This is a genomic window from Actinoplanes sp. NPDC048796, assembly GCF_040650035.1.
In the GTDB taxonomy this organism is placed as follows: domain Bacteria; phylum Actinomycetota; class Actinomycetes; order Mycobacteriales; family Micromonosporaceae; genus Actinoplanes.
The window spans coordinates 275,110-290,339 of record NZ_JBEZGO010000006.1 but is presented as its reverse complement, the minus strand read 5'-3'; the positions used below and the strand labels follow the sequence as shown (position 1 = coordinate 290,339).

General features: G+C 72.1%; 17 protein-coding genes. 6 read left to right on the top strand and 11 right to left on the bottom strand.

Going from position 1 to position 15,230, the window contains the following annotated elements:
- Positions 1-41: 41 nt before the first annotated feature.
- Positions 42-1,838: an NAD+ synthase gene (locus AB0C26_RS25845; protein WP_360252452.1), complete on the bottom strand. Its 1,797-nt coding sequence runs from the start codon at positions 1,836-1,838 to the stop codon at positions 42-44.
- Between the two features lie 137 nt (positions 1,839-1,975).
- Here AB0C26_RS25845 and AB0C26_RS25840 point away from each other — a divergent pair, with 137 nt between their 5' ends.
- Together AB0C26_RS25840 and AB0C26_RS25835 are read left to right on the top strand one after the other, a co-directional pair.
- On the top strand, positions 1,976-3,328 hold the full coding sequence (locus AB0C26_RS25840) for a glutamine synthetase family protein (RefSeq protein ID WP_097320058.1): 1,353 nt from the start codon (positions 1,976-1,978) through the stop codon (positions 3,326-3,328).
- Positions 3,329-3,382: 54 nt separating this feature from the next.
- Entirely contained in the window at positions 3,383-3,808 is a 426-nt protein-coding gene (locus AB0C26_RS25835; protein ID WP_360252449.1) for a DUF350 domain-containing protein, read from the top strand.
- Between the two features lie 98 nt (positions 3,809-3,906).
- On the opposite strand, the gene AB0C26_RS25830 is transcribed toward AB0C26_RS25835, so the two are convergent.
- The 3 genes from AB0C26_RS25830 to AB0C26_RS25820 form a co-directional block, all read right to left on the bottom strand.
- Positions 3,907-4,563: a M50 family metallopeptidase gene (locus tag AB0C26_RS25830; protein WP_360252446.1), complete on the bottom strand. Its 657-nt coding sequence runs from the start codon at positions 4,561-4,563 to the stop codon at positions 3,907-3,909.
- 526 nt (positions 4,564-5,089) lie between these two features.
- A complete protein-coding gene (locus AB0C26_RS25825; RefSeq protein ID WP_360252443.1) occupies positions 5,090-5,470 on the bottom strand; it encodes a hypothetical protein in 381 nt (126 codons plus the stop codon).
- 1 nt (position 5,471) lies between these two features.
- Positions 5,472-6,242 (bottom strand): helix-turn-helix transcriptional regulator, encoded by a 771-nt coding sequence (locus AB0C26_RS25820; RefSeq protein ID WP_360252440.1) that lies wholly within the window; start codon positions 6,240-6,242, stop codon positions 5,472-5,474.
- Between the two features lie 81 nt (positions 6,243-6,323).
- On the opposite strand from AB0C26_RS25820, the gene AB0C26_RS25815 reads away from it, so the two are divergent.
- A complete protein-coding gene (locus tag AB0C26_RS25815) occupies positions 6,324-6,704 on the top strand; it encodes a nuclear transport factor 2 family protein (protein ID WP_360252437.1) in 381 nt (126 codons plus the stop codon).
- On the opposite strand, the gene AB0C26_RS25810 is transcribed toward AB0C26_RS25815, so the two are convergent.
- The 4 genes from AB0C26_RS25810 to AB0C26_RS25795 are packed head-to-tail and all read right to left on the bottom strand — an operon-like array spanning position 6,689 to position 10,142.
- A complete protein-coding gene (locus AB0C26_RS25810; RefSeq protein WP_360252434.1) occupies positions 6,689-7,333 on the bottom strand; it encodes a response regulator transcription factor in 645 nt (214 codons plus the stop codon). The two genes, AB0C26_RS25815 and AB0C26_RS25810, sit on opposite strands and share 16 nt — an antisense overlap.
- Before the next feature lie 15 nt (positions 7,334-7,348).
- Entirely contained in the window at positions 7,349-8,632 is a 1,284-nt protein-coding gene (locus AB0C26_RS25805; RefSeq protein WP_360252431.1) for a sensor domain-containing protein, read from the bottom strand.
- A 17-nt stretch (positions 8,633-8,649) separates the two neighbouring features.
- Entirely contained in the window at positions 8,650-9,420 is a 771-nt protein-coding gene (locus AB0C26_RS25800; RefSeq protein ID WP_360252428.1) for an ABC transporter permease, read from the bottom strand.
- Complete coding sequence (locus tag AB0C26_RS25795) at positions 9,417-10,142, bottom strand: ATP-binding cassette domain-containing protein (protein ID WP_360252425.1); 726 nt, start codon at positions 10,140-10,142, stop codon at positions 9,417-9,419. Before AB0C26_RS25795 ends, AB0C26_RS25800 begins: the two co-directional genes overlap by 4 nt.
- Before the next feature lie 91 nt (positions 10,143-10,233).
- Between AB0C26_RS25795 and AB0C26_RS25790 the strand changes: the two genes are divergently transcribed.
- Complete coding sequence (locus tag AB0C26_RS25790; RefSeq protein WP_360252422.1) at positions 10,234-11,025, top strand: AAC(3) family N-acetyltransferase; 792 nt, start codon at positions 10,234-10,236, stop codon at positions 11,023-11,025.
- Here the strand turns inward: AB0C26_RS25790 and AB0C26_RS25785 are convergent.
- Positions 11,018-11,908 carry an alpha/beta fold hydrolase gene (locus tag AB0C26_RS25785; protein WP_360252419.1) on the bottom strand — a complete coding sequence of 297 codons (891 nt, stop codon included), beginning with the start codon at positions 11,906-11,908 and terminating at the stop codon, positions 11,018-11,020. The genes AB0C26_RS25790 and AB0C26_RS25785 overlap by 8 nt on opposite strands.
- A gap of 52 nt (positions 11,909-11,960) precedes the next feature.
- Here AB0C26_RS25785 and AB0C26_RS25780 point away from each other — a divergent pair, with 52 nt between their 5' ends.
- On the top strand, positions 11,961-12,497 hold the full coding sequence (locus AB0C26_RS25780) for a TetR/AcrR family transcriptional regulator (RefSeq protein WP_360252416.1): 537 nt from the start codon (positions 11,961-11,963) through the stop codon (positions 12,495-12,497).
- Between the two features lie 2 nt (positions 12,498-12,499).
- On the opposite strand, the gene AB0C26_RS25775 is transcribed toward AB0C26_RS25780, so the two are convergent.
- Positions 12,500-13,891 carry an RNB domain-containing ribonuclease gene (locus AB0C26_RS25775; protein WP_360252413.1) on the bottom strand — a complete coding sequence of 464 codons (1,392 nt, stop codon included), beginning with the start codon at positions 13,889-13,891 and terminating at the stop codon, positions 12,500-12,502.
- A 114-nt stretch (positions 13,892-14,005) separates the two neighbouring features.
- Complete coding sequence (locus AB0C26_RS25770) at positions 14,006-14,617, bottom strand: hypothetical protein (protein ID WP_360252410.1); 612 nt, start codon at positions 14,615-14,617, stop codon at positions 14,006-14,008.
- A 49-nt stretch (positions 14,618-14,666) separates the two neighbouring features.
- Between AB0C26_RS25770 and AB0C26_RS25765 the strand changes: the two genes are divergently transcribed.
- Positions 14,667-15,140: a hypothetical protein gene (locus AB0C26_RS25765; protein WP_360252407.1), complete on the top strand. Its 474-nt coding sequence runs from the start codon at positions 14,667-14,669 to the stop codon at positions 15,138-15,140.
- Positions 15,141-15,230 lie beyond the last annotated feature (90 nt).

The following is a 15,230-nucleotide window of genomic DNA, read 5'->3' as shown; positions in this document are numbered from 1 at the left end:
TGACTACCCGTCCAACCACCCCACCGCCGCCCTTGAACTGGCTAAAGGCCTTTCCCGGGGCCTTCCCGGAACCTGTTCGTGATCGGGAGGCGACGGTCGCGGCCGAACGCCTTGCCCGAGATCTTCGTGCCCGGGGCGGACTGGCGGCGCTTGTACTCGGCGATGTCGACCAGGCGCAGCACCTTGTCCACCAGGGCCTGGTCGTGGCCGGCGGCGATGAGGTCGTCGCGGCCCAGGTCGTGGTCGACGTAGCCGGCCAGGATCGGGTCGAGCAGGTCGTAGTCGGGCAGCGAGTCGGAGTCCTTCTGGTCCGGCCGCAACTCGGCGCTGGGCGGCTTGGTGATCGAGCTGTCCGGGATGGGCGGCGTGCCGGGCCGGCTGTTGCGCCAGCGGGCCAGCTTCCACACCATCGTCTTGGGCACGTCCTTGAGCGGGTTGAAGCCGCCCACCGAGTCGCCGTAGAGCGTGGAGTACCCGACAGCCAGCTCACTCTTGTTACCCGTGGTGAGCACCAGGTGCCCGTCCTGGTTCGACAGGGCCATCAGGATGACGCCGCGGACGCGGGCCTGAAGGTTCTCCACGGCCAGCCCGGAGAGCGACATGGTGGCCAGGAACGCGTCGACCATCGGCTGGATCGGCTCGGTCCGGTACTCGAGCCCGGTGCGCTTGGCCAGGTCGGCCGCGTCGTCCTTGGAGTGCTCGGAGGAGTAGCCGCTGGGCATGGAGACGCCGGTGACCCGGTCGGCGCCCAGCGCGTCGACGGCGATCGCGGCCACCACGGCCGAGTCGATACCGCCCGAGAGGCCGAGCACCACCGACCGGAAGCCGTTCTTGTTCACGTAGTCGCGCAGGCCGAGCACCAGCGCCGACCAGATCTCCTCCTCGTCGGCGACGCGGTCGGCGATCCCGCCGTCCCGTTTGTCGCCCGGGTGTGGCCGCAGATCGCTCAGAGCGCCCACCCGATTGATCGCCATGTCGTCGTCGATGTGCTGCTCGCCGTGCGGCGCGGGCGTTTCATCGGTTTTGCCGGACACGTTGGGAGTGGGATCGGCCGCCGGCAGGGACAGATCGTGCACCAGCAGCTCTTCGGTGAACTGACGGGCTCGCGCCAACAGCTCCCCACCGGCGGTCACGATCAGCGAGTCGCCGTCGAAGACCAGCTCGTCCTGCCCGCCGACCATGTTCACGTAGGCGACGGTCGCCCCGGCCTCGGCCGCCCGGCGCTTGACCAGCGGCAGCCGTACGTCGTCCTTGTTCAGCTCGTACGGCGACGCGTTGATGTTGACGACCAGCCCCACGCCGGCCTCGCGGGCCGCCGTGAACGGCCCCCCGGCCTGCCAGATGTCCTCGCACACGGTGAGTGCGACGTCGACCCCGCCCAGCCGCACCACGGTCAGCGCCGTGCCCGGCTCGAAGTACCGGTCCTCGTCGAAGACGCCGTAGTTGGGCAGGTGGTGCTTGTAGTACGTGGCCACGACCTCGCCGCCCAGCAGCAGCGCCGAGGCGTCCCGCCGCCCGCGCCCCGGCACCGCGTCCGCGCTGGTGTGCGGCGGCCCGTCCGAGTCGACATATCCGACAACGACCGCGATATCACCCAGGCCGTCCGCGGCCAGGTCGCCGGCCAGCCGCGAGAGCGCCGCCCGGGAAGCGGCGACGAACGAGTTCCGGAAGACCAGGTCCTCGATGGGATACCCGGTCAGCATCATCTCGGGGAAGGCGACGAGCTGGGCACCCTCGTCGGCGGCGGCGCGCGTCCACGACCGTACCGAAGCGGCGTTTCCGGCGATGTCGCCGACCGTGGAGTTGACCTGGGCCAGGGCGATCCGCAGCGTGGGCATGACCTTTATTCTTCCCCAAGACGCGGTGCGCCTATCGCCACCCGGGACATCCTCACAGCCTCGGGTCAGCGTAATGTCGGCGTAACCGGACCAGGGAAGACTGGCCTGCTAGGCCACCACGGACGATGGAGTGAACGTTGGACCGACAGCAGGAGTTCGTGCTTCGCACTCTCGAGGAGCGCGACATCCGTTTTGTCCGGCTCTGGTTCACCGACGTGCTGGGCACCCTGAAAAGCGTGTCCGTCGCCCCGGCCGAGCTCGAGTCCGCCTTCGAGGAGGGCATGGGCATCGACGGCTCGGCCATCGAGGGCTTCGCCCGGGTCTACGAGTCCGACATGGTGGCCATGCCCGACCCGACGACCTTCCAGGTCTTCCCGTTCGAGGGCGGCGCCAGCGGCGAGTCCGCGCGCATGTTCTGCGACATCCTGCTGCCCGACGGCAGCGCCGCCTGGGCCGACCCGCGCCACGTGCTGCGCCGGGGCCTGGCCAAGGCGGCCGAGAAGGGCTTCACCTTCTACACCCACCCCGAGGTCGAGTTCTTCCTGGTGCAGGACGGCCCGCTCGACGGCTCGGTGCCGATCCCGGTCGACTCGGGCGGCTACTTCGACCACACCACCCACGCGATCGCCCGCGACTTCCGCCGCCAGGCCGTGCTCGCGCTGGAGCGGATCGGCATCTCGGTCGAGTTCAGCCACCACGAGGTCGCGCCCGGCCAGCAGGAGATCGACCTGCGGTACGCGGACGCGCTGACCACGGCCGACAACATCATGACGTTCCGGCACGTGGTCAAGGAGGTGGCGCTCTCGCAGGGCGTGCGCGCGACCTTCATGCCGAAGCCGTACACCGACCAGCCCGGCAGCGGCATGCACACCCACCTGTCGCTGATGGAGGGCGAGCGCAACGCCTTCTACGACGCCGACGACCCGATGAAGCTGTCCAAGACGGCCCGCTCGTTCATCGCCGGCCTGCTGGTGCACGCCCGGGAGTACACGGCCGTCACCAACCAGTGGGTGAACTCGTACAAGCGGCTCTTCCCGCTCCAGCTGCCCAACGCGATCACCGAGTCCCCCGCCTTCGTCAGCTGGGGTCACCTCAACCGCTCGGCCCTGGTCCGGGTGCCCGCGTTCGGCAAGCCCAGCTCGGCCCGCGTCGAGGTCCGCTCGATCGACTCGGCCACGAACCCCTACCTGGCCTTCGCCGTCATGCTCGGCGCCGGCCTCAAGGGCATCGAGGAGGGCTACGAGCTGCCGCCGGGCGCCGAGGACGACGTCTGGTCGCTCTCGCCGGCCGAGCGCAAGGCCGCCGGCTACGAGGCGCTGCCGGAAAACCTGTCCGAAGCCATCGACGTGATGGAGAAGTCCGAGCTGATCGCCGAGGTCCTGGGCGAGCACGTGTACGACTTCTTCCTGCGCAACAAGCGGGCCGAGTGGGAGCAGTACCGCCGCGAGGTCACCCCTTACGAGCGGCAGCGTTACCTGGGCGCGCTGTAGTTATGTAGACGCCTTCTTGTACGGTCTCTCCTGACCACATGTGAAGGAGAGGCCGTGCTCGAGGATCTGTTGGAAGGTGCTGGACGCAGCATCGTTTTCGGTATCGTCGGCATCGGCCTGATGGCCCTCGGCTACTTGCTGATCGACGTGCTCACCCCGGGCAAGCTGCGCGACCTCATCTTCGTGGAGCGCAACCCGAACGCGTCGCTGCTGCTGGCGGCCAACCAGCTGGGCATCGCCGCCATCGTCACCACCGCCATCTTCACCAGCTACTCCGACTTCGGCCAGGGCCTGGCCTCCACGGTCCTGTTCGGCATCATCGGCATCGGCATCATGGGCCTGGCCTTCCTGGTCCTCGACTGGATGACCCCCGGCAAGCTGGGCGAGGTCATCTGCACCCCCGAGCGCCACGGCGGCGCCCTGGTCAGCGCCGCCTCGCATTTCGGTGCGGCTCTGATCGTCTGCGCCTGCATTTCTTAGAGGTACGGATCCACGGACCCGCGCCCGCTTCGACGGGCCCGGGTCCGTACGTCCCGGCCTCTCTGCCGCGGCTGCCGGGCTGTCCTGCAACGAAAGCTTCAGGCATTCCGCAGGAGCAGCGCACCGCCGTACACCAAAGCCCCGATCGTGCCCGCCAGGAAGAGCACCGCCCAGATCTCGCTGGGCACCAGGGTCAGCCGCCGCAGAACCCCGGCGTCGTTGCCGTCGATCAGGTAATTCCGCCGGGTCACGAAGACCAGCATCCGCTGCACCGCCCCGATCAGCAGCAGCCACACCCACACGTGCGCGTAGAGCGTCTGCGTCGCCCCGTCGGCCTTGGTCGCCATCATCCAGACCAGCACGATCAGGCCCGGCACGAGCAGCCACCCGAGCAGCCCGCGCACCGCGATCAGCATGACCACGAGAAAGACCAGGCTGGCCCAGAGCACCCCGTCGGTGTGCCCGTGCAGCAGCATCCAGGCCCCGGCCAGCCCGAACAGCGACGGCCCGAGATAGCCGGCCATGGTCACGAAGATGTCGGCCAGCCACGGCAGCTCCGCCTTGGGCTCGGTGGCGCCCCCGCCACTCCGCTCGAACCGGATCGACTTGATCGACCGGAACAGCAGCACGGCCAGCAGCGCGTGCCCACCCTCATGCGCCACCACCACGAAGAACTTGCTCAGATACCAGAGCGGCACGGCCAGCACCCACGCCAGCAGAGCCGCCGTCCAGGCTATGTTCGACCCCGCCCCCACCCCCGCAAGCTAGCGAGCCGCACCGCCCACCCACCACGGCCCGATCAGCCGACCCGTTCTGCGACCGGCCCCCGCCCCGCCCGCCGCCCGGCCCCGTCGACCAGCCCGCCGCCCGGCCCGTCGACCAGCCCGCCGCCCGGCCCGTCGACCAGCCCTTTGCCCAGTCCGGCAGCAGCCGGCGCAGCGCCCGCCGGGCCGCGTCCCGCCGCTCGGCCTTCCGGGAGTACCTGGCCACCAGCCACGCACAGACGATGGCCGTGCCCCGGCCCAGCACGGGCAGCGTGACGGCCGCGACAGTGAGAAGAGAAGCCCAGAAGTTCAGGTCCACCAGCGGTTCCTTCGCCACTCGGGCGATCGTGCCGCGGTCCCGGAGCCCTGAACGAGCACGGAAGGGATTCCTCGGCTCGACCGCAACCTGTCAGTCGAGAACCCCCCGCACAGGGCAAGCCCCGCGCGACGCGCCTCACCAGAAGCGATCAAAGCCGGAGGACTTTCCTCCCGCACCACACACCATACGACCCCGTGGCTACCACTCGCCCAACTTGAACGTCGTCACCCGCACGTGCCGGGACTCCTCCTCGTCGAGCCAGCGCACCGTGTAGGTCTCACCCCCGTACTCGAAGCGGCCGTCGCGCCAGTCGTCGAGCTCATCGGCCACGGCGTCCAGGTCTTCCACGAAGTCGTCGAACCCACCGTGCGAAAACTCGAGGTAGCCGTACACCGTCTCGCCCGGTCCCGACCATCGGCGCCACCAGAGGTGACCGCCGACCTGCCACCAGAAGCTCTCCACCCGCAGGAACAGAAGGCCGACCTGCTCCCCCTCGTCGAACAGCACGCCGGCCCGCTCCCGAAACGGGTCGAGACGCGGATCGGGCGGGGCATCGCCGGGCGGCGGTCGGAACGGCACCTCACCATGATCCACCGGCCCGGAAGTAGGCGGCGCTCCGATCGTCGGCCGGGTAGTAGGACTCGATGGCCACCTCGTCCAGGGTGATGTCGAGCGGGGTGCCGAACGTGGTGATGGTCGAGAACAGGCGCAGTTCCCGGCCGTCGACGCGCAGAACCATGGGGATCACGACGTCGGCGTCGACCCGCGGGCCTGTGATGTCGCCCGCCAGCAACTCCTCGTAGAGCGCGGTCAGCTCCTCGTCGGCCGCGGCCGCGAGCTGCCGTCCGACGCGGGTGCGGAAGACCGCCCGTACGTCACCCAGGTTGACGATCATGGGGGCGAAGCCCCGGGGGTCGAGGGCCAGCCGCACCAGGTTGACCGGCGGGCGCCGCAGCTCGGGCGCCACCGACGCCAGGAACGGGTCGACCGCCCGGTTGGTCTCGACGATGTTCCAGCCGCGGTCGAAGACCAGGGCCGGGTAGGGCTCGTGCGCGCGCAGCACCCGCCGCACGGCGTCGCGGGCCGCCGAGAGCGCCGCGTCGCCGAGTGGGCGCCGCTGGTACCGGGGCGCGAAGCCGCCCGCGAGCAGCAGCCGATTGCGGTCACGCAGCGGCACGTGGAGCTGCTCGGCGAGCCGCAGAATCATGTCGGCGCTGGGCCGCGACTTCCCCGTCTCGACCAGGCTGACGTGCCGCGCCGACACGCCGGCCGCGATCGCCAGGTCGAGCTGGCTGAGCGCCCGGCGCTGCCGCCACCGCCGTAGGAGCTCCCCCACCGTGTCCACGTCCATGCAGCGTACGCATCCTGATCCCGTACGCCATGACATGCCGTTTCATCGACAACCACCGCGGCCGCCGCGACACTGCCCCGCATGAACAAGACCATCGTGCTGGACACACTGGCCGCTTTCGTCGAGACCGGCGACGTCGACGTCGTGGCCCGGGCCCTCGGCGACGACTTCGTCCACCACCGTCCCGGACCGGTCACCTTGAGCAAGCAGGAGTGGCTGGCCGCCGTCCGGGCCGCCCGGGAGCCGCTGAAGGGCATGGAAGTCACCGTCGACCAGGTGCTGGCCGACGGTGACCATGTCGTCGTCCACTCGCTCCGCCGCCTGCCGGGCACCGGTGCCGCGATCGCCGTCGTCGAGATCTGGCGGCTGGCCGGCGGCCTCATCGTCGAGGGCTGGGAGATCATCGAGCCGTTGGACCAGGTGGGCGCCCACCTCGAATGGTGGGCTCAGCCGGCTATGTGACGGAGGACGGCCAGGACGCGGCGGTTGTCGGTGTCGGAGGGTGGCAGGTCGAGCTTCATGAAAATGCCGGCCACATGTTTCTCGACGACGCCGGGGGTGATGGCCAGGGCCGCCGCGATGCCGGCGTTGGAGCGGCCCTCGGCCATCAGGCTGAGCACCGAACGTTCGCGTGGGGTCAGGGTGGCCATGCCGGTCGTGTCGCGGCCGGAGCGCATCAGGTGGCCGACCACCTCCGGGTCGAGGGCGGTCCCGCCGGAGGCCACCCGGGTCAGGGCGTCCACGAAGTCGGCCACGTCGGCCACCCGGTCCTTGAGCAGGTAGCCCACGCCGGTCGGGCGGTCGGCCAGCAGGCGGGTCGCGTAGCGGGTCTCCACGTACTGGGAGAAGAGCAGCACCCCGACGCCGGGATGGTCGCGGCGGATATCGATGGCCGCGCGCAGGCCCTCGTCCGTGTGCGTCGGCGGCATGCGGATGTCGACGATGGCCACGTCCGGCACCGAGGCGGCGACCGCCGACCGCAGCTTCTCGGCGTCGGCCACCGCCGCGCACACCTCGAAGCCGCGGTCGGTGAGCAGCCGGACCAGGCCCTCCCGCATCATCGCGGCGTCCTCCGCGATCACCACCCGCATGCCGTCGCCTCCTTCTCACACCTGCGTGGGCAGTTCGATCTCGATCCGGGTCGGGCCGCCGGCCGGGCTGTCCACCCGCATCCGGCCGTCGACGACCGCGATGCGGCGGGTCAGGCCGGACAGCCCGGGACCGTCCGGGTCGGCCCCGCCGGCCCCGTCGTCCTCGACGGTCAGCGTCAGGCGGTGGCGGGTCCCGGCCACGCCCAGCGCGACGTGTGCCGCTCGGCTGTGTTTGGCCGCGTTCGCCAGCAGCTCGGCCGCGCAGAAGTAGGCGATGGTCTCGATCGCGGGCGCGGGCCGGACCGGCAGCTCGACCGTCACCGTCACCGGAAGCGCGACCGGAAGGGGGCTGCTCGTCACCAGCGTGGCCAGCGCGTCGCCGAGGCCGTTGTCGAGGACCGGTGGGTGGATGCCGCGCACCAGGTCGCGCAGGTCGGCCAGGGCCTGCTTGGCCTCGCCGTGGGCGAGGGCGACCAGTTCGCGGGCCTGGGCCAGGTCGGGCGGCGGCCCGTCGGCGCCCAGCTTCTCGCTCGCCATGCCCAGGTTCATGGCCAGGGTGGCCAGCCGGATCTGGGCGCCGTCGTGCAGGTCCCGTTCGATCCGGCGCATCATGGCGGCCGCGTCGTCGATCGCGCGGGCCCGGCTGACCCGCAGCTCGGCGAGCCGGCCCGGGCCGAGCAGCCGGCGCATGGCGGCCAGGTCGAGGGCCACCCCGGCCCGCATCAGCCACGGCGCGGCCAGCAGCATGGCCAGGCCGGCCGCCGCGATCAGGAACGTCCCGGCGAACGTCCGCGTGCCGATCGTGCCGAACGGGGTCAGCGCGTACACCGGGCCGAGGGTGGTACCCGGCGGGTGGTTGCGGAACAGCGGCCACCACACCGGATAGCTGAGGTTGACGATGCCGAACACGTAGCAGAAGGCGCCGTAGCCCTCGGGGACGGCCAGGGGCACTTTCAGCACGCCGTAGCCGAGGGCGCGCCAGCCCGGCCCGTCGGAGATCCGCCTCGTCCGGCGGGGCGGCGGGGCGTCCACGTGCTCACCGAGCAGCCGGCGGGCGAGGAGGCGGTGCAGGTTTCCCGTCGTACGGCCGAAAGGGGTTGCCGTGAGAACCAGAAGCGCGACGGTGAGTGGGAACAGGATCAGGAACACCGGCGCGACCACCGGCGCCGGCTGTTCGGCCAGGGTGCCGGTCGCCCACAGGATCAGCACGGCCGTGCCCGGCAGGATCGCCGGCACGGCCAGGATCACGGCCGCGCTGATCACGCCGGCGACGCAGAACATCACTCGGCGCGGGCTCATCGCCCCATTGTGGCCGTTCACGCGTCCCGGTGGCGCAGCAGCACACCGCCGGCGACGATCGCCACCGCCGCGTACCCGCACATCAGCAGCACGCTGACCCAGCCGGAGAACAGCCCGGGTACGGGCGAGGTGACGGCGATCGAGTTGAGCAGCATCAGCAGCGGCACGAAGCGGCCGACCGCGATGCCGTCCTCGCCGAACAACCCGATCACGATCATCGGGACGAACAGCAGCCCGAACAGGGTCCCGATGGCCGCCCCCGAATGCCGCACGATCGCGCCGGCGCCGAGCCCGATCAGCGCCGTGACGCCCAGGTAGACGCCGGTCAGCACGACCGGCCGCAGGACCGACGGGTCGCCGAGGGACGCGGCCGGGATCGCCGTACCCCGAATCGCCAGTTGCCCGCCCAGATAGCCGGCGAAGCTGGCGATCAGTCCCACCCCGAGGGCCGCGCCCCCGGCCACGACGACCTTCGCGGCCAGCACGATCCGGCGCCGTGGCACGGCCGCGAACGTCGAGCGGATCATCCCGGTCCCGTACTCGCCGGTCATCACCAGCACGCCGAGCGCGCCGAGCAGCAGCTGGGCCAGGATCGCCCCGCCCAGGCTGTTGTTGAGGATCTGGGCGGCGGTGGCGACCGGGGTGTGCGACCGGTAGCCCAGCCCCACTCCGGTACCGGCCGCGGCCATCGCGACCACCGCCGCGATCGCCAGCCACCACGTGGACCGGACGCTGCCCAGCTTGATCCGCTCCATCCGGGCCGCCTGCCGCATTCCGTACCCACTCATGGCTTCTCCGCTCCGCGATAGTCGGTGACCTGCGAGGTGAGCCGGAAGAACGCGTCCTCCAGGCTGTCGCCGCCGGCGGCGAGCTCGGCCACCGTCGTCTCGGCCAGCAGCCGTCCCCGCCCGATGACCACCAGCCGTTCCGCGGTCAGGGCCATCTCGGCGATCAGGTGGCTGGACACGAAGACCGTCCGCCCCTCGGCCGCGAGCCCGCGCAGCAGCTCCCGGATCCAGCGGATGCCCTCCGGGTCGAGCCCGTTGACCGGCTCGTCGAGCAGCAGCACACCCGGGTCGCCGAGCAGCGCCACCGCGACGCCGAGCCGCTGCCGCATGCCGAGCGAGTACGTCCCGGCCCGCCGCCCGGCCACACCGGTCAGCCCGACGATCCCCAGAACCTCCTCCACCCGCGCGCCCGGAATGTCGTTGCTGGCGGCGAGCGCGGCCAGGTGCGCCCGCGCGCTGCGCCCGGGGTGGAAGGCGCCCGCGTCCAGCAGCGCCCCCACGGTCTTCAAGGGCCAGGCCAATTGGGTGTACGGAACCCCGCCCACCAAGGCTTCACCCCGATCCGGGGCGTCGAGCCCCAGGATCATCCGCATCGTCGTCGACTTCCCGGACCCGTTCGGCCCGAGAAAGCCGGTCACCGCGCCCGGCCGCACCCGGACACTCAGCCCGTCGACGGCAACCCGCCCGCCGTAGCGTTTGCTCAGTTCACGTAGTTCGATCACCTCTTCGACGCTAGGCATCCCGCCGGTCCCCGATAAGCCGGTAACCACCCGCGCTCACCTGGGGGTTTTCCACCCCCAGGACAATGGCGGGATGACGCAGCCGCTCCCCCACACGACCGGCACCCTGGCCGCCGACCTGCGCGAGCTGGGCTTGGCCACCGGCGACACGGTGCTCGTGCACTCGTCGATGCGGGCGGTGGGCTCGGTCGCCGGGGGCGTCCAGGCCGTCGTACAGGCCCTGCTCGATGTTCTGGGCCCGGACGGGACCCTCGTGGTGCCCACCCACACGCCATCCAACTCCGACCCGGCGGGCTGGGAGAATCCGCCCGTCCCACCCGCGTGGTGGCCGGTGATCCGCGAGCGGAGTCCCGGCTTCGACCCGGAGCGCACGCCCAGCCAGTGGATGGGCGTTCTTCCCGAGGTCGTACGCGCGTGGCCGGGCGCCCGCCGCAGCGCCCATCCCCAGGTGTCGTTCGCCGCGCTGGGCGCGCGGGCCGCCGCGATCACCGGCGACCACCCACTCGAGGACGGCCTCGGCGAGCGTTCACCGCTGGGCGCCGTCTACCGCGCGGACGGCAAGGTCCTGCTGCTCGGCTGCGGCCACGACCGCAACACGTCGTTGCACCTGGCCGAGTGCCGCCAGGCCCGGCCCACGATGACCGACCACGGCGCCGCCGTCCGCGATGCCGCCGGCCACGGCCGCTGGGTCACCTGGCGGGCTCCCGTGGCCGACGTCTCGGACTTCGCCGAGCTGGGCGCCGCGTACGAGGCGACGGCCGCCGTGCACGCCGGTCCGGTCGGCAACGCCGGGTCCCGGCTGATGGCCCAGCGTCCGCTGGTCGACTTCGCCACCGCGTGGCTGGCACGGCACCGGGCTACTTGACCTCGAGCTTTCCGTGGTCGTCCGCCTCGACCGGCCAGGCTTCGGGCGCGATGTCCAGGGCCGCGCGCAGGTACGCCGTACTCACCCGCTGGATCAGAGCCACCCGCTCCGGGCTCTCGTCGGTCGTCTCGGTGACGTTGTAGCCGGTGACGCCGCCCAGCGAGTGCTCGCCACCGAAGACCGTGAGCAGGGCCTTCGGGGACGGGCTCTGGAAGTACGCGTCGGTGAACCAGTCGGGGCCGCGGGTGGTCAGCGCCGACTGGTCGTTGTCGCCGGCGACGATCAGGGCCGGTGTGGTCATCGTGGAGAAGTCCGGATTCATGAAGGCGAAGTGCTCCGCGGCGAACGGCACCAGGCCGCCCTTGCCGGCCGGGGCCAGCAGGACGCCGGCTCGGACCCGGGCGTCCGCCGCGGTGAAGTCGTCGCCGTCGACCCGGGCGCCGAGCAGCATGCCGGCGCTCTGCGCGCCCCACGAGTGGCCGGCGACGGCGATCCGGTCGCGGTCGATGGTGCCGGGTATGACGCTCTCGATCAGGTCGAGCGCGTCCAGGACCCGGGTCAGGTCCTCGATCCGGATCTTCCAGATCGTCGGAGTACGGGGGTCGGCCGGCGGCAGGGCCAGCCGGCGCGAGTCGAGGTGGGTCGGCTGGACGACGACGAAGCCGTTGGCGGCCCAGTGGTCGGCCAGCGGGGCGTAACCGTCGAGGGATTCGCCGAAACCGTGCGAGAAGACCACAACCGGCAGGTCGTCGCCGGTGGCCGGCGCGGTCACCCGTACCTCCAGATCGGTACCGCGGCCCGGGGCCGGAACGACGACAGGTTTGACCGAGACGATGGTGTTCACAGGAGCTCCGTTTCTGACATCATGAACAAGCGGAACCATGTTCCGCTAGAAACGTAGCGGAACCATGTTCCGGTTAGCAAGGGGAGTGACTGTGACGAAGCGCGCCGACGCCCGGCGGAACGAGAAGGCACTGCTCGACGCGGCCGCGGCCGCGTTCGTGGAATCGGGCGTGGACGCACCCGTGCGCGACATCGCCGCCAGGGCCGGGGTGGGCGTGGGGACGATCTACCGCCACTTCCCGGCCCGGAACGACCTGATCGTCGCGGTCTTCCGGCACCAGGTCGAGGAGTGCGCGGCGGCCGGGCCCGAGCTGCTGGCCACCAGCGCGTCACCGCACGCGGCGCTCGGCCGGTGGATCGAGATCTTCGCCGACTTCCTGGTCACCAAGCACGGGCTGCCCGAGGCGCTGAACGCGGGCGACCTGCACGCGTACTTCCTGGAACGGCTCGTGCCCGTCTGCGCCGAGATCCTGGACGCCGCCACCGCGGCCGGCCAGATCGTGCCCGGCGTCAATCCGGTGGGCCTGCTGCGCGGCGTCGGCAACCTCTGCATCGGCGCCGGCCGCGACGACGGCTACGACGCGCGCCAGATGATCGGCTTCCTGGTCGAGGGCCTGCGGAAGGCCTGAGGTCAGGCCGGCTCGAACTGGACCTTGCGGGCGGCGGGGTCGGCCAGGGTCAGGCGCACCCGGGCGCGGGTGCCGACCGGCAGCCCGCCCTTGCAGCGCGCCCGTACGGCCGGGTCGTCGATCGCGATGGTCCCGTCGGCGTCGAGCACACCGGCCGAGAAGACCTCACCCACCCGGCCCTGCAGCAGCACGGCCTCGGCCAGATCGATCGCACCCCGGTCGGCCGCGCCGGCCACCCGGTCGGAGTCGGCCATCACCTTCGGCAGCTTCGGCAGCGCCTCCCGCGCCCAGTCCGGCACCGGCTGACCGGCGGCCAGAGCCAGGCAGACCTCGGTGGCGTAGCGGTCGGCCAGCCGCCGCAGCGGCGCGGTGACATGGGCGTACGGCGCACCGACCCCGCCGTGCCCGGTCAGAGCCGGCGCCGAACCGTCGAAGGCCGTGTACGCGGCCCCGCGCAACAGGTCGGCCGCCTGCTCGAGGAAGGCGGCACCCCGCGGGGTGGCCGGATCGGCGGTGGCCACCACCTCACCCACCGGCGCGCCACCCGGCCACAGCACGCCGAGCGACTTGGCCGCGGCCTGCAGCTTGACGACCGCCTCGGGCTTCGGCGGCGGCATGGTCCGCAGCAGCCCGAGACCACCGCGCAGCATCAGATCGGCCGCGGCCATGCCGGTCAGCAGCGAGATCTGCGCGTTGTGCTCCTCGACCGGCAGCGGCGCCCGCAGCACCAGCCGCCAGCCGTCGCCGTCGCGCTCCAGCTCCTGCTCGGGCAGGGGCAGGTTGACGGCGCCGCGCTCACCGGCCCGCTTGGCCAGCAGCGCCCCCAGCTCGGGCAGCAGCGCGTAGGGCTCGGCGGCGGTGCCCGCGTCCACCTCGCGCTGCACGCTCGCGTAGTCGAGCTTGGCCCGACTGCGCACCCGGGCCCGCCGAACGTCGACGGCCGTGGTGGCACCGTCGGCGTCGAGGTCGATCGTCCAGACGACGGCAAGCCGCTCCACGTCGGCGAACAGGCTGACGGCCCCCTCGCTCAGCACGGGCGGGTGCAGCGGGATCCGGCCGTCCGGCAGGTAGATCGTCTGCCCGCGTACCCAGGTCTCGGCCTCGAGCGCCCCACCCGGCGCGACGAAGGAGGCGACATCGGCGATCGCGTAGAGCACCCGATAGCCACCGCCGTCGCGGCGGCTCAGATGCATCGCCTGATCGAGATCTCGCGACGAAGCCGGATCAATCGTCACGAAAGCCACATCGGTGAGATCGACCGCCGCCTCGACGGACCGCCCGGCCGCCGCTTCCGCCTCAGCCAGCGCCTCGGCCGGAAACTCCCCCGGCAGCTTCAACTCCCGCCGCAGCCCGGCGAAGTCGATTTCCGGAGCCCACACGCGTCTGATCGGCACGGCTCCATTCCTACCAGCCCACCCACGAGAGGAGGACCGCGCCATCCGGCACGGCCCTCCTCTTCTTCACTTCGGTTTCCGCCCGTCCGCCTGTTCCGGGGCGGCGACCAGCGGTCAGCGGGCCCGCTTGGCCGCCTTCCGGGGCGTCGCCGGACGGGCGTCGAGCATGTCGGCCGCCGGCGTGTTGCCGGCCGCGGCCCGCCGCGCCGCCGCACCCGTGGTCGCCTTGGCCACCCGGGACGCGTTGGTGGACGAGTTCTTCGCGGTAGGACCGGCCTGACGGGCGTTTGTCGCCTTGGCCGCCCGGGTCCGCCCGGCGGTCGTCTCGTTGGCCGCCGACCGCTTCGCGTTGCTGCCCTTGGCCACCACCGGGCTGAGACCGGCCACCTTGGCCACGGCCGACGCGGCCGCCCTCTTGTTCGCCGTAGCCACGGCCGCCGTACCGACCGCCTTCTTCGCGGGCGCCTTGGCCGCCGCCTTCTTGGCCGTAGCCGCGGTCTTGGCCGCCGTAGCCTTCGTGGCCTTGGCCGCGGTCGCCGTCGTGGCCTTGGCCGCCTTCGTCGCCTTGGTAGCCGTCGCCGTACTGGCCGCGGCCGCCTTGGCCGCCGTGACAGCCTTGGTCGCGCGGGCGTTGGCCGCAGCACCACCGGCCCTGTCTCCGGCCCGCGTCGCCGCTCCCCCAGCCGCACCGCCGCTCCGGGCCGCCGCGCCACCGCTCCGGCTCACCGCCGCGCCGCTGCCTCGGGTTGCCGCGCCGCTGCCTCGGGTTGCCGCCGTGCCGGCCTTGCCGCCCGCGCCGGCGGCGGCCTTGCGCGCCGTGGCCGTTCCGGTCCGCGCGCTCTTCGCCGCCGCGGTGTTGGCGGCCGCGGTCTCCTCCACCGAGGTGGAACGCCCGGCGACCTTTCGTGCCGACGCCGCCCGGCGCGAGGCCGCGCTCTGGGCCGCCGCCGTGTTCGCCACGGCCGTGTCGTCGATCGCGCTCGCCCGCCCCGCGACCTTGCGCGCCGACCGCGCGGCCGCGCTCTTGGCCGCCGCGGCGTTGGCCGTAGCCGTCTGCGCCGTCTCCGCCGCCCGCCCGGCCGTCTTCCGAGCCGTGCCGGCACTCCTCGACGCGGCACTTCTGGCCGCACCCGCGTTGGCACTGGCCGTCTTGGCCACCTCGGACGACCGCCCCGCCATCTTCCGCGACGACTCAGCCGCCTTCTTGGCCGCACTCCTGGCCGCCGCCGTGTTGGCCGCCGCGGTCTGAGCCGTAGCCGCCTTCTTGGCCGCCGCCCCGGTAGCCTTCGCCCCGGTCGCCTTGACCCGGCCACCGGCCACCTTGGCCGCGCCAGTCGCC